Here is a 14747-nt window from a genome sequence, read left to right on the forward strand (position 1 = left end):
TGAGATCGGGTGAAATGGACTAGAATATATTAGAAGTTGATATAGTGTGAAAAATATGCTAGAATGAAGGATAAATAACTATTGGCTTAATGTCATAATAACCTAATGCTAGATTAGCATGAAAATATGGGATTGTCAACAGGGGGGCATAGAATGGAGAACCGTCAAAGTGCGGATTTTGCATTGGAACGAGAGGTTACGGATACAGAGAAAGCGGCTAATTCTCCGACAGAGGATTTTTCGGTTCATGACGATCTCTCACTTCCACCAGGCATCAAGATTAGCGATCCGGTTCGCATGTACCTGAAAGAAATCGGTCGGGTTCCCCTCCTTACAGCCGATGAAGAAGTGGAACTGTCCAAACGAATAGAGGAGGGAGATGAAGAAGCGAAACGCCGTTTGGCCGAAGCGAATCTTCGTCTCGTTGTAAGTATAGCAAGACGCTATGCTGGTCGGGGAATGCAGTTCCTTGATCTGATACAGGAAGGCAATATGGGCCTGATCAAAGCGGTGGAGAAGTTCGACTACTCCAAGGGCTTTAAGTTTAGTACGTATGCCACCTGGTGGATTCGTCAGGCGATAACTCGCTCGATCGCTGACCAAGCAAGAACGATCCGGATTCCGGTGCATATGGTAGAGACGATTAATAAGCTCGTCCGTGTCTCCAGGCAGCTCCTTCAGGAGCTGGGGCGCGAACCGACGCCGGAAGAAATCGGTAAAGAGATGGATATCACGCCGGAAAAAGTACGTGAGATCCAGAAGGTATCCCAAGAACCTGTGTCCCTGGAAACGCCGGTCGGCGAGGAAAGCGACTCCAACCTGGGTGATTTCATTGAGGATCAGGACGCATTGGCTCCGGCAGATGCCGCGGCGTTTGAGCTGCTGAAGGAACAGCTGGAGGAAGTGCTGGATACGCTCACCGAGCGTGAAGAGAATGTACTCCGGCTGCGCTTTGGACTTGAGGATGGTCGGACCCGCACCCTGGAGGAAGTAGGGCAGGTGTTCGGCGTTACGCGTGAACGCATCAGGCAGATTGAGGCGAAGGCGCTTCGTAAATTGCGTCATCCGAGCCGCAGCAAACGTCTCAAGGATTTCCTCGAATAAATCCTGGGCACGAATAAAGAGATCATGAATGAATCCCTTGGTTACGGTCTAATGGCTGTAATCCAGGGATTTTTTGCTATTTAGCCAGGATTCCACTCCAGATTGACACCGCCTAAGCAGATGGATCATAATGATGTAACATCCCCACATTTAGTAAGGAATGTTGTGCCTAATGTGAAGAATAGGGAGTGACATGTCTACGATGACTTTACATACATCTGCTATCGACCGATTGTGCAAGCGCAATGTGGAGCTGTCTGCTTTTTCTACGTATGGGATCGGCGGTTCAGCCAATTATCTGGCCATGCCTGAAACGGCAAATGACCTGGCGGATCTGCTGCAGGACTGCAGGAAACGCGGGATGCCATGGTACATCTTCGGGATGGGCTCCAATATCCTGTTCCCGGATGAACCGAACCATGATCTGGTGTTTATATCGCTCAAAAACCTGGTGGATCTTCGGGTGTCAGGAGATAAATGGTACGTTTCATCCGGCGCGCCCATGTCGCTACTGTCCTTGATGGGTTTAATGGGTGGAACGGATTTGCTCGACTTTACTTTTTTGCTGCCAGGCTGCGTAGGGGCCGGCATCTATATGAATGCCAAATATAATGCGCGCCAAATCTGCGATATTCTGGACACGGTTTATTATATCGATACAACGGATTCGAGCTTAAAGGTACAGTCCATTCCCCTGGCGGACTGTTTATTTGCATACAAGCAATCCATTTTCCAGCAGCACCCTTGGATCATAGTTGGCGCCGATCTCAATATTCCGGTCAGCTCGGAGGAGCAGATCAGCATGACGTCCGAACTGCTTACAGAATGGAAGACCCGCGGCAGCCATCCATCATCCTTGCCGTCCTTTTTCTCATTCTTCCTGGGCGAGGTGCACGCGTTAGCAGGAAGAGGAATCGAGACGCCGCAGTCAATGCTTGACATCATCAAGTACCGGACGAGTAAACGCCATTTCGATTACCCGTCCTGCGGTTCCGTATTCAAAAATAATTATGATTATGGGGTAGCCGTCGGCTCGCTCGTGGATCAGCTGAATATGAAAGGAACCGAATATGGCGGCGCAATCATTTCTCCGCATCACGGTAACATGATTCTGAACCAGAAGCATGCCAAGGCAACCGACATCCTGTACTTGATGAATCTGATCTCGGATTCGATTAACAACCATTTCGGATTCGTTCCGGAACCTGAAATTGTACTGGTATAAACACGACCTGAAAATAATCTCTGTAAAGGAATTGGAATAAGTAGAATTTAACGATATAATCAGATAGGTGATCATCTGTTTATCGATATAAACGATGAAATTTATGTTGCGAGAGGGGCATTATATATGGCAAAAACATTAATTTTTGGACACAAAAATCCGGATACGGACACGATCTGCTCTGCTATTGCTTATGCTGATTTGAAGAACCAGCTCGGCCTTTCCGCTGAGCCCGTACGTCTTGGTGACGTTAACGGTGAAACGCAATATGCGCTCGATTACTTTAAGGTAGAAGCGCCTCGTTTCGTTGAGACAGTTGCAAGCGAAGCGCAAGACGTTATTCTCGTGGACCATAACGAGCGTCAGCAAAGCGCAAGCGACATTGATCAGGTTCGCGTGATCGAGGTTATCGATCATCACCGTATCGCGAATTTTGAGACAAGCCACCCGTTGTACTACCGTGCTGAGCCTGTTGGCTGCACAGCCACCATTCTGAACAAGATCTACAAGGAAAAAGGCGTAGCCGTTCGTAAAGAAATTGCTGGTCTGATGCTGTCCGCCATCATCTCGGACTCCTTGTTGTTCAAATCCCCAACCTGCACGGACGAAGATATCGCAGCAGCTCGCGAGCTGGCTGAGATCGCTGGCGTGGATGCAGACAGCTATGGGTTGGAGATGCTTAAGGCAGGCGCCGATCTGAGCGACAAAACCATCGCGCAATTAATCTCCCTGGACGCCAAGGAATTTCAAATGGGCGGAGCCAAAGTGGAAATCGCACAGGTTAACGCGGTCGATACCAATGATGTATTGTCCCGTCAAGCCGAACTCGAAGATGCGATTCAAGGGATTATCGCCGACAAAAATCTTGATCTGTTCGTCTTCGTCGTGACAGATATTCTGAACAACGATTCAATCGCTCTTGCACTCGGTAAAGAGTCCAAAGCCGTTGAGAAAGCATATAATGTGTCTCTGTCGGAGAACAAGGCCCTGCTTAAAGGCGTGGTTTCCCGCAAATCGCAGATCGTTCCTGTTCTGACCGAAGCATTCAATCAATAATATCTGGATGAGTATCAACAAGCCTGACCATCGACTGAGGAATCAGCGGGGAGGGCTTGTTTTTTATTGTGTGTATTTCCGGGTTCATCCATAATTAGAAGACCCTTCAACGCCCACGAATGTTAAGCGCTTACGAAGATTGAAATATTGTAATGAATTTACATCGAATTGACATCCTTTTTACCAAATGGGTTCGTATAATAAAGATATGAATGATAAAATACATATACGTTTCAAATATCCAGGAATTAGGTTAATGATGTTTAATGTACACTAAGTCGGGTTCACGAGCTGAATCTATTTAATAGAAGGATGAAGAGGGAGCGATGAGAAGATGAAGAAGTCGGCTTGGAAATTGGGAGCAATGATGCTGCTTGTACTGATCATGATGACAACCGTTGGCGTAGCCTCAGGCAACAATTATGAGCCGGTTCCGAAAGCTTCGAATCAGGAAGCTGTCTACATCAACGGCCTTGAGATTAGAGACGGCAAGGTCTATCTGCAAGTAGATCCGATTGAATGGTATGAGGGAGAGGAAGCGAATCAGGTATTCCGCGAACGGGAACAGGACCCTGAGATGACGGAAGCTCTGGACGGCTATTATATCATAAACGATACGGAAGAACAGATTGAACTTCCTGTGGCAGGCGATGCAGAAGTGCTGCTTCAGTTGTACGATCATACCGGACGGTATGAGGATGCCCAGATTTCCTGGAACCAGCTGGTAAGTCTGGACAAATTCACGGACATCTACAAAAAGGATGATATCGTAGATATGAAATGGTTTCCATTTCATATCACCGTCGAAGATGGCGTCGTTGTGAAGATGATCCAGCAATACGTGCCTTAAATGGATGATAAATAGAATAAACGGATGATAAAGAGCCGCTCCATTGGTTATTCCTAACCGCTGTAGCGGCTCTTGTGCTGTCCAATGACAACGGTTAAGCGCAAGCGGGTACTTTACCGACTGTGTTTCATCGGTTTGAGTTTACCATTCACCACATCGCTGACGAACGGAGCAATCTTGGATTTGCGCTCCTCGTATTCTTCCTTCGTCAGTTTGCCTTCGGTCAACTTCTGATCCAGTCGCTTGGTGAGTGCCTGGACTTGTTGATCAATGACGGACTGGACGGGCACGCCTTGCTCCTTCGCGATCTGAGCCAATGATTTTCCGGATTGGAGCGACTGCTTGAGTGCTTCCGGCGTCGTCTTCAGAAGCTTGGCCAACTCGACGCTATCCGAGATTAAACGGCCATGACGCTGATGCATCCGCTGCTTATGCCATCCGCCTTTGGCGTCAAGCAGCTTGTCTGCGGCAGCGGAGTAATCGATGGATTTACCCAGTTGCTTCGGATGCGAGGCGATTTTATCCTTCAACAGCTCAACGATCTTGGCTTTCATGGCATCTCTAGATATACCTTGTTCCTTGGCTATTTCCGCGAGTGTCGAGGTTTTGAGTTTATCCTGAAGAACTTGCGGTTCCAGCTTCAGAAACTGGGAGATTGCCTTGAACATATGACCTGGTTTATATTGCCCGCGTTCGTCTTTGGACGAAGGAACAGCCGGTGATTCTGTTTGCTGTCCAATCGGTTCCGCTGAGACCGAGACGGGAAGATAAGCGAGGCCCATGACTACAGCGATGGCGACAAGCACCAGCCGCTTCACTGACTTCAAGTGGGTTGTCATTGTTGTTTACCGCCTTTCTTGATGTTGGTCTTACAGTTCATCATTCTTTCCTGCTAAACTGAAATCATCCTTAAAGTAACCTTAATATAGGATGAAAATACATAAATTTCTGGTCAAATGGTGAAAATTGACCATTCTATGAAACTATCGACTCTTCTCTGCTAATATGGTATCATGGAGTCTTGATAACGTATTAAAGTGAAAAAGCAGTTTGCATATGAAACGGATTCCTATACATCCTGAATATGGCTGCGTTTAATGTCTACGAGGGGGATTTTTTGGTGAAAAAGATAGCATCCGTATTAGCAGGCTTCATGCTTCTATTAACCGTAGTCGGCTGTTCAAGCTCAGCAAGCGATGGCAATGAGCTGGTTGTCGGGATTGACGACAAGTTCGCGCCCATGGGTTTTCGTGACGAGAGCAATGAAATTGTTGGCTTTGATATCGATTATGCTCGTGCAGCCGCCGAGAAGATGGGCAAGGAAATCAAGTTTCAACCCATTGACTGGAAATCGAAGGAGTCCGAACTGAGCAGCGGCCGTATTGATTTGATATGGAACGGCTATACCATTACTGATGAGCGCAAGGAGAAAGTGTTGTTCACCAAGCCTTATCTGGAGAATAGCCAGGTCGTCGCCGTGCTGGCTGATTCGGATATAACTTCGATCAGCGATTTGGCAGGCAAACAGGTCGGGTTGCAGTCGCTATCCTCAGCTGCCGATGCGTTAAGTGCCAATGAGATTCACGCGCAAGTGAAGAAGACCAACGAATACCCTGACAATATGCTGGCTCTGAGCGATTTGAAGAATGGACGCGTAGAGGCTGTGATCATAGACGAAGTCGTGATGAAATACTTCATGTCCAAGGAAGAAGGAACGTATAAGATTCTCGAGGAATCCCTGGCACCAGAGCAGTACGGCATTGGAGTTAAGAAAGGCAACGAGGAGCTGCTTCAAAGTCTGCAAAAAGCACTGGACGACATGAATGCCGATGGTACGGCAGCCAAGATTTCCGAGAAATGGTTTGGCGAAAACAAAGTGTTGAAGTAGGATGTTCCCACAAGGATGGCTATTCATCCTTCCATAGGTATTCCCAGAAACCGGACTTTGACCAAAGGCTCCGGTTTTGTGTTCCCTGCTATGGGTCTACGATATTTTTGAAGAACTTCAAGCATCTCAAGAAGTTTTTCCATTAGGAGTTAAGAGTATATGAGTATGGATTACATCGTTCAAATCGGCAAACCGATGCTGGAGGGCGCACAGACAACGATCCTGTTGTTTTTAATTGCCATCCTGGTCTCGATCCCGCTCGGGTTTGTGTTCACGTTAATGGTTCGAAGCGCAATCAAGCCGCTGGCTTGGTTGGCCAATGCCTATATTTATGTTTTTCGTGGTACCCCGTTGCTGCTGCAGCTGTTGTTCTTTTGCTTCGGGCTGCCGGTGCTGCCCGTGATCGGCGAATATCTCGTTTTGGACCGTTTTGTAGCCGCATCCTTGGCTTTTGTGCTAAACTATGCTGCTTATTTTGCGGAAATCTTCCGGGGAGGTCTCTTGGCGATTGACAAGGGTCAATACGAAGCGTCCAAGGTGCTGGGCCTGAACCGCTGGCAAACGACCACGAAAGTGATTCTGCCCCAAATGTTTCGCGTGGCCCTGCCGGCGGTATCCAACGAGTCCATTACGCTGGTGAAAGATACGGCGCTGCTGTATGCCGTGGCGGTTCCGGAGCTGCTGCACTTCGCCTATACGGCGGTCAATCGCGATTTTACGATTATGCCGTTTTTCATCGCGGGTGTTATTTATCTACTGATGACGCTAGTGTTAACCATGTTGTTTAAGTTTCTGGAACGCCGATTTAAATATGAATAGAAGGACTGTCGTGTAATGGCAATTATCGAAGTAACCCATGTAAAAAAATCCTTCGGCCAGCTGGACGTGCTGAAGGACGTCAGCTTTGAGATCCAGAAGAATGAAGTGATTGCCGTCATCGGACCTTCCGGCTCGGGTAAGAGCACCATGCTCCGGAGCCTGGTGCATCTGGAGGAGATCAACGGCGGCTCGATCAAGCTGCAGGATCAATATCTCGTGAAGGATGGCGTGTATGTCAGCCCGCCGCAGATCAAAGTGATCACAGCCCGGATGGGTATGGTATTCCAGCATTTCAACCTGTTTCCTCATCTCACGGTACAGGAGAATCTGGGGCTGGCGCCCAAACATGTGAAGAAACAATCGAAGGAAGAAGTTAGGTTAAACAGCGCCGCGCTTCTGCAGAAGGTCGGTTTATCTGATAAGGCGGATGTATACCCTGGGAATTTGTCGGGCGGGCAGAAGCAGCGTGTGGCCATTGCGAGAGCGCTGATGATGAATCCGGACATTATGCTGTTTGATGAACCGACATCGGCGCTGGATCCCGAGCTGACAGGCGAGGTGCTGGCGGTCATCAAGCAGCTGGCCGAGGAGCATATGACGATGGTGATCGTGACGCATGAGATGAGTTTTGCCAAAGAAGTGGCAGACCGAATTATCTTCATGGATAACGGACAGGTCGTCGAATCCGGCACGCCGGATCAAATATTTAACCAACCGAAGGCAGAGCGGACCCGGGAATTTTTAATTCGGGCGACGCGTTGAACAGTGACTGGCTCAGAGCCCGATCGCAAGATCGACTTTGGGCCGGTCTTTTTTTGGCGAAAAATAAGGCTGTTTCGTGAAAGCGTTTAAATTACGGGTTGACGGAATCCAGTTTGGTCGATATCATTATTTTAAAGTTTGTTAAACTATTTCATATAAACATCTATAAAAAACAGCGAGGAGCGGAATAAGTCATGAGTCATGTTATTACCATTCATTCGGATGTATCCAAAGGTAAAATTAACCGCAATATTTATGGTCATTTCTCCGAGCATCTGGGCCGCTGCATTTATGAGGGCATATGGGTGGGTGAGGATTCACCGATTCCGAATACGGAGGGGATCCGCAACGATGTGCTGGAGGCGCTGAAACAGCTTAACATACCGGTGCTGCGCTGGCCCGGCGGTTGTTTTGCTGACGAGTACCACTGGAAGGACGGCGTCGGTCCGCGCGAGAATCGGAAGCAAATGGTCAATACGCACTGGGGCGGCGTTGTAGAGAACAACCATTTTGGCACGCACGAATTCCTGCGTCTTTGCGAGCTCTTGGGTTGCGAACCTTACATATCCGGCAATGTCGGCAGCGGTACCGTGCAGGAGATGTCGGAATGGGTTGAATATATGACCTTCGATGGCGTGTCGCCGATGGCTGCGTGGCGTCAGGAGAATGGCCGCGAGAAGCCATGGAATGTGAAATATTTTGGCGTTGGGAATGAGAACTGGGGCTGTGGCGGCAATATGCGGCCGGAGTATTATGCGGACCTATACAGACGCTATCAGACTTATGTTCGCAATTATGGCGATAACAAGATCTACAAGATTGCCTGCGGCCCGAACGTGGATGATTACCGCTGGATGGAAACCGTGATGAGAGAAGCGCATCCGTTCATGGATGCTATCAGTCTTCACTATTACACGATTCCGGGCGAATTCTGGACAGGCAAAGGCGCTGCTACCGGATTCAGCGAACAGGAATGGTTCACCACGATGAAGAAGGCGCTTCATATGGATGAATTGATTACCAGACACTCGGCGATCATGGACCAGTATGATCCTAACAAGCGGATTGGCCTCATTGTAGATGAGTGGGGGACCTGGTTTGATGTAGAGCCTGGCACCAACCCGGGCTTCCTGTATCAGCAGAATACGATCCGTGATGCTTTGGTGGCGGGGTTAACGCTGAATATCTTCCACGAGCATAATGATCGGGTGGTCATGGCGAACATTGCGCAGGTTGTCAATGTCCTTCAGTCTGTCGTTTTGACCGAAGGCGAGAAGATGATCCTGACTCCGACCTATCATGTGTTTGATATGTATAAAGTGCATCAGGATGCAGAACGTTTGGCAACCAACTACAGCGGCGCCGATTACGAGATGGACGGCGAGAAGATTCCGCAAGTATCCGTAACGGCCTCGAAGGATGAAGCTGGCAAAATCCATGTGAGCCTGTGTAATGTGAGCCACATGGAGCAAAGTGATGTGACGATTCAGCTACGGGGATTAAGCGGAGTGGTGTCCAAGATCGTAGGCCAGCAGCTTGCCTCTGATTCGCTGGACGCTCATAACACCTTTGAATCGCCGGGGACCCTGAGACCAGCAGCATTCCATGCATTTGAACAGGAAGGCGACGTTCTGCGTGCGAAGCTGGCACCGATGTCCGTTACCGTTCTCGAGATCACGGCAGGATAAACGAAGGTGATGGCGGATAATCGGTGTAAAGGTTGTCATGACGATTACCAGGTTAACGATGAACAAATTACACGCGTCCTATCATCTCCCATGTTTGCGTCTGACCGGTGCGTGTCGGATGGTGAGTATGACGCCCGTCTGCGTGCGTGCTTCTCTTGCCCAAAGCTGCAAGGGGACACGACGTGCACGCTGTGTGGCTGCATCGTACAGATCACTGCAAAGCTGAAAGACAAGCGATGCCCTTATCCGGGGCAAGACCGTTGGTTTGTTGCCAGTAGCGCTTCATAGCAGATTATAGTCAGGCCTGCTCTCATGGATGGATCGTGGGAGCAGGCTTTTTTAGTATGGGAGACTTCCACATCTTTACAGAAGCTTTTAACCTATGTTATGACTATTAGAAAAAAGATCATCAGGATAGGGTGTGAACATGAAAAGAGGAGGCTTTCTATACTACTGGACCGCGCACTCGAGCATTTCACTGGCAGGCGTTGTCTACATCATGGTACTGACTACCTTTATGTATCAAGAATCCGGATCGGCCTTTATCGCCGCGTTGTTCCCGCTGTTTAACGCAGTCGCAAGGTTTGTCGCCGGTCTTACGGCTCCGCTTGTCATGGAGAAATTCGGCTTCTCCAAGCCTCTGGTAAGGCTTCAAGTCATGAAAGCTCTGTTGTTAACCGCATTGGTCATTGCATTCCCATACATATCATCTCAGGTTTCCATACTATGTATGTTTATCTTGTTCATTGCTTTTACCGAAGGATGGGGAAACCCGCTCATCCAGTCCATGGTTCCGAGATTAGTTGCACCTGACCGATTGGTTAAGGCCAACAGCTCACTATCCGTGACTAGCCAATCCTTGCAGATTGCAGGATATACCTTTACGGGCTTTCTAGTTGTACGGTTTGGACATATGCCGACTTTAATCATGAGCTGCGTACTCATCTGGGTATCCGTCTTGTCCCTTTGGATCGCAGCGCGCTCCATGAAGGCGAAGGAACCGGCTGCAGCTGGACGAGCGAAACCAAGCTGGGAAGTGATTCGTGAAGGCTGGTTTTACCTGTGGAGAAATCCTACATTAAGAATCGTCACGATGATGGATATGATTGAAGGAATTGCTGGAACCATCTGGGTGGGAGCGATCACGCTGGTGTATGTCAAGGAAGTGCTGCATCAAGGCGAAGCTTGGTGGGGATTCATTAACGCCAGTTATTATGTCGGCGCCATTGTGGGCGGGTTGCTAATGCTGCTGCTGTCTTCCTTTATCCAGAAAAATTTGATTCCATGCATGGCTGTAGGTTCAGCGGTGTTCAGTTTGCTTACCCTGTGGTATGGCCTGAACAGTATCCCGATCGTGGCTTTGATCCTGTGCATTGCGATGGGACCAGCCTATCAGCTGCGGGATGTGGCGCAGCAAACCGCGCTCCAATCCAGTGTAAATCAAGAGATGCTGCCGAAAATTTACGCTTCGCGTGATATCTTGCTATCCACGGTAACGAGTTTATCAATTGCCATAATTGGTTTAATTGCGGATACACTCGGCATTCGCATGGTGTACATTGCAGGTTCAATCTGTATTGCGATATCCGCAGGGTTGTCGTTTACGCTCCTGAGATTGCAAAGGAATTCGGCTTTAGCGGCAGAAACGGGCGGCAGCAACTTTTCATAAAAATGTTATAAAAAGAGCCGTACCTGGATCAGCATCATGGGAGACTGATCGTCAGGTACGGCTTTTTCTAAGATATCAGAAAGTATAAACTTCGGAGGATCTGCTGCCTGATATCGCAAAAGAAACTACCGCTAAACGCGGTCTGTTTTCTTTGAGAATACGTCGATAGACGTCTTACTTTCATGAGGTCGTCGCCTCGGATTACCGTCAAACCTTTGCGTTACTTTAGGCTTTGTTCTTCTTGCTAAACAATGAATCAACCGAGAGAAGGCTGCTGCCGCTAAGGGCAAGGTGAACAGCCATTGCCAGCAGCGCTATATCCAATTCATAGCCATTTAGGAAGCCCATGCCCAGCTTGGCCTGGAAAATAGCAACGACAAGCACAACGCCAAGAACAAGGGAGGCAATTCTCGTTCCCAAACCGATAATCAGTGCAATACCACCTACAATTTCGATAATGGCCACAACGGTTGCCATGAATGCGGGGATACCCAAACTTGCGAAAAAGCCCTCGATATTTCCGATGCCGCTCTGGAATTTATCCAAACCGTGAGCCAAAAAGATGACCCCCAGAATAACCCGAATAATAAATGTACCCGTAGAAGAATAACTACGCATGAATGGTAACAGCTCCTTGTTTTTGTTTTTAATTGTTATCAACTAACTTTTGTATAGCTGAAACTATAGATTGTATCATACTCAATTATGCTGTTAATTGTCAAGTAACTTACTAAAAATAATCAAATTCCACTATTTAGTGCCTGGGGCGGTATTCCGTCGGCGACTGTCCGGTCCAGCGACGGAATTGTCTTGAGAAATGGCTGGCTGAGCGAAAACCGAGTTTGTCGGCAATCGCCGTCATTGGCAGATGGGTCGTGACCAGCAGTTCCTTGGCCATGGTGAGCTTTTGACGGCTGATATATTGTCTTGGCGAGATTCCGTATACTTGGCGAAACAGCTTGCTGCATTGGCTGCGGCTTAAATTAAGCTCTTTGGATACCGCTGCGACAGAGATTTCCTCTGTGAGTCCCGAAGATAATTTTTCTTCAATGGCATGCGCCGCATCGACAGCAAGCAAGGAAGACGGTTTATGCGAGCCTGCTGCAGACTGTGTAGACGAAGGCAGCTTGACTTCATCCTGCACCTTCAGAAGTGAAAGTACATCGTGGATGATGAGCAATGTATAGGACTGGAGCAGCAGCCTGTCTTCAAAGGTGAGATTGTATTGGGCTCTCGGGTTCTCCGGGTGAAGCGAATGGGCTGCCGGTTGACTGCGCCGAACGATTCCCTCCAGCTCTTGGACGTATCCCTTCAGATTGCTGTGTTCGCTTTCCTGCTGGCGAATGTGGCGGTAAGGGGCGGCGGACAATAAACTCCGAATTTCCTGATCATCGAGATCAAAATGAACGTTGAAGTATCCATACGGACCGCTCGCCAGATTGGAGGTTTGATGGGGCACCCCGGATTTAATCAGAAGCCATTCCCCTTGCCGCAGCGTGAAGGACTCCCGATGAATTTCCTGCAGGACCGCGCCCTCCAGACAGTACAGCAGCTCGAACAGATGATGATGATGCCTCGGATAACTCCATCCGGGTGGCTGGGAGTCAAAGAGGCATCCTGTTACTTGAAGCGTGTGAATCATATTTGGAAAGCGAAAAGCGATATCCGTCATCTTCAGACTCCTTTGGCATCGAAAATTCCAGTGATTATGCCATATATATTATCATAATAGGAGCTAGCAATTCTGAATATTCGGCACAAAAGGTATAAAGAATGATCCATTTGGAGATTGAGCAGCACGAGCTTTTGATAGATGATGATAATAGAAAGCGAAATGATACGAGCAGGGAGGAAACAGGTTATGAAAGCTCAATTGAAAGCGGTTAATCAACAGTTCGTGCTCGGGGATGAGCCGATCCAGATTCTGTCGGGTGCCGTACATTATTTTCGGATCGTACCGGAATATTGGGAAGACAGGCTGATGAAGCTGAAAAGCTGTGGATTGAACACCGTGGAAAGCTATATTCCGTGGAATTTGCATGAACCCAAGGAAGGACATTTTATGTTTGATGGTATCGCCGACTTGGAGAGATTCGTCCAAATCGCCGGTGATCTCGGGCTGCATGTGATACTTCGGCCAAGCCCTTACATATGCGCAGAATGGGAATTTGGCGGGCTTCCGTCCTGGCTGCTGCAGTATCCGGATATCCACCTGCGGTGCATGGACCCGGTGTATCTGGAGAAGGTTGACCGTTATTATGATGAACTGATTCCGCGTCTGGTTCCGTTATTAACCTCCAATGGAGGTCCGGTAATTGCCATGCAAATCGAGAACGAGTACGGGAGCTACGGAAATGATACGGCATATCTGGAGTATCTGAAGGATGGCTTGATCAAGCGGGGCGTAGACGTATTGCTGTTCACTTCGGATGGTCCCACGGACGGCATGCTGCAAGGCGGAACCGTTCCGGGCGTGCTTGCCACCGTCAATTTTGGTTCAAGAACCGAGGAGGCTTTTGCTAAACTGCGGGAATATCGGGCGGAAGACCCTCTGATGTGCATGGAATACTGGAATGGATGGTTTGATCATTGGCTGAAACCGCATCATACCCGTGACGCGGAAGATGCCGCCGCCGTGTTCAAGGAGATGCTGGACTTGAATGCATCCGTGAACTTCTACATGTTTCATGGCGGAACGAATTTCGGATTTTATAACGGGGCGAATTTTCACGAGAAGTACGAGCCCACGATAACTAGCTACGATTATGATGCCCCTATCTCGGAGTGCGGGGATGTGACAGCTAAATACGAGGCCATTCGCAGCGTGATTGCGAAGCATCAGGGGAAAGAGCTCTCGGATTTCCCAAGTCTGCCTCAGCCCATCAAGAAAAATAGCTATGGTTCGGTTCGCATGACGCATTATGCCGACTTGCTGGAGCATCTGCCGGTTCTATCCGAGCCGGTGAAACGTACGACACCTGTACCGATGGAACTGCTGGGCCAAAGCTATGGCTTCATCGTTTACGCAACGGATATCTCCGGACCTCGTCAAGGAGAATCGCTGTATCTGCAAGAGGTGCATGACCGGGCACAGGTATTCCTGGACGGTAAGTATCAGGGGACGGTTGAACGCTGGAATTCCCAAGCCCTGCAGATCGATGTTCCGGCAGCCGGGGCTCGGCTTGAGATCGTTGTCGAGAATATGGGGCGTATCAATTACGGCCCGAAGCTGAAGGACAATAAAGGAATCACTGAGGGAGTCCGGATGAACAACCAGTTCCTGTATGACTGGAGCATCTATCCTTTGCCGCTTGAGAATCCGAATGCGGCACCGTTTCAACCGCTTGCGGGTCCGCTTGAACAGCGGAATCGCCCTACCTTCTATCGGGGTGAATTCTCGGTGGATGACATTGGCGATACGTTTATCCGCTTGGACGGATGGGGAAAAGGGGTCGTCTGGGTCAATGGATTTAACCTGGGGCGTTACTGGGAACAAGGACCGCAAGCAGCGCTTTATTTGCCTGGACCGCTGCTGAAGCAGGGGCGTAATGAAATCTTGGTGTTTGAGCTGCATCATACCGAAACAGCAAGCATCGAACTTGTTGATCAACCGGACTTAGGCTAATGAGGTGGGTAGTCAAACGATAATAATGAATAAAAGGGAGCCCTCTTGTACTCATGAGAGG

14 protein-coding genes are annotated in these 14747 nt (G+C 48.8%); 11 read left to right on the top strand and 3 right to left on the bottom strand.

The features are described from left to right. Positions 1–153: 153 nt before the first annotated feature. The 4 genes from rpoD to J7E85_RS00580 all read left to right on the top strand — a co-directional run bounded on the left by rpoD (position 154) and on the right by J7E85_RS00580 (position 4235). Entirely contained in the window at positions 154–1104 is a 951-nt protein-coding gene (gene rpoD, locus J7E85_RS00565) for an RNA polymerase sigma factor RpoD (protein WP_076322045.1), read from the top strand. Positions 1105–1306: 202 nt separating this feature from the next. Next, the gene (locus J7E85_RS00570; RefSeq protein ID WP_215153945.1) at positions 1307–2329 is read left to right on the top strand and encodes a UDP-N-acetylmuramate dehydrogenase; all 1023 of its coding nucleotides are present in this window, start codon (positions 1307–1309) and stop codon (positions 2327–2329) included. A 126-nt stretch (positions 2330–2455) separates the two neighbouring features. After that, positions 2456–3385 (top strand): manganese-dependent inorganic pyrophosphatase, encoded by a 930-nt coding sequence (locus J7E85_RS00575; RefSeq protein WP_215153947.1) that lies wholly within the window; start codon positions 2456–2458, stop codon positions 3383–3385. A 334-nt stretch (positions 3386–3719) separates the two neighbouring features. After that, positions 3720–4235, top strand: a complete 516-nt coding sequence (locus J7E85_RS00580; RefSeq protein WP_215153949.1) for a hypothetical protein — start codon at positions 3720–3722, stop codon at positions 4233–4235. A 113-nt stretch (positions 4236–4348) separates the two neighbouring features. On the opposite strand, the gene J7E85_RS00585 is transcribed toward J7E85_RS00580, so the two are convergent. Then, entirely contained in the window at positions 4349–5074 is a 726-nt protein-coding gene (locus J7E85_RS00585) for a hypothetical protein (RefSeq protein WP_215153951.1), read from the bottom strand. A 281-nt stretch (positions 5075–5355) separates the two neighbouring features. On the opposite strand from J7E85_RS00585, the gene J7E85_RS00590 reads away from it, so the two are divergent. The 6 genes from J7E85_RS00590 to J7E85_RS00610 all read left to right on the top strand — a co-directional run bounded on the left by J7E85_RS00590 (position 5356) and on the right by J7E85_RS00610 (position 11061). Further along, positions 5356–6123, top strand: a complete 768-nt coding sequence (locus J7E85_RS00590) for an amino acid ABC transporter substrate-binding protein (RefSeq protein ID WP_215153953.1) — start codon at positions 5356–5358, stop codon at positions 6121–6123. A gap of 159 nt (positions 6124–6282) precedes the next feature. Beyond that, positions 6283–6942, top strand: coding sequence for an amino acid ABC transporter permease (locus J7E85_RS00595; protein WP_215153955.1), 660 nt, complete (start codon positions 6283–6285; stop codon positions 6940–6942). 15 nt (positions 6943–6957) lie between these two features. Beyond that, a complete protein-coding gene (locus J7E85_RS00600) occupies positions 6958–7704 on the top strand; it encodes an amino acid ABC transporter ATP-binding protein (RefSeq protein WP_251035351.1) in 747 nt (248 codons plus the stop codon). A 194-nt stretch (positions 7705–7898) separates the two neighbouring features. Then, positions 7899–9392, top strand: a complete 1494-nt coding sequence (locus tag J7E85_RS00605; RefSeq protein ID WP_215153957.1) for an alpha-N-arabinofuranosidase — start codon at positions 7899–7901, stop codon at positions 9390–9392. A 90-nt stretch (positions 9393–9482) separates the two neighbouring features. Further along, positions 9483–9680, top strand: a complete 198-nt coding sequence (locus J7E85_RS33765; protein ID WP_353049447.1) for a DUF6171 family protein — start codon at positions 9483–9485, stop codon at positions 9678–9680. A 139-nt stretch (positions 9681–9819) separates the two neighbouring features. After that, entirely contained in the window at positions 9820–11061 is a 1242-nt protein-coding gene (locus tag J7E85_RS00610) for an MFS transporter (RefSeq protein ID WP_215153959.1), read from the top strand. 225 nt (positions 11062–11286) lie between these two features. On the opposite strand, the gene J7E85_RS00615 is transcribed toward J7E85_RS00610, so the two are convergent. Further along, positions 11287–11679, bottom strand: coding sequence for a DoxX family protein (locus tag J7E85_RS00615; RefSeq protein ID WP_215153961.1), 393 nt, complete (start codon positions 11677–11679; stop codon positions 11287–11289). Positions 11680–11815: 136 nt separating this feature from the next. Then, the gene (locus J7E85_RS00620; protein ID WP_215153965.1) at positions 11816–12733 is read right to left on the bottom strand and encodes an AraC family transcriptional regulator; all 918 of its coding nucleotides are present in this window, start codon (positions 12731–12733) and stop codon (positions 11816–11818) included. Positions 12734–12922: 189 nt separating this feature from the next. Here J7E85_RS00620 and J7E85_RS00625 point away from each other — a divergent pair, with 189 nt between their 5' ends. Continuing rightward, a complete protein-coding gene (locus tag J7E85_RS00625) occupies positions 12923–14686 on the top strand; it encodes a glycoside hydrolase family 35 protein (RefSeq protein WP_215153967.1) in 1764 nt (587 codons plus the stop codon). The last annotated feature ends 61 nt before the right edge of the window (positions 14687–14747 follow it).

It is taken from the genome of Paenibacillus sp. ISL-20, assembly GCF_018613005.1.
Lineage (GTDB): Bacteria > Bacillota > Bacilli > Paenibacillales > Paenibacillaceae > Paenibacillus_AQ.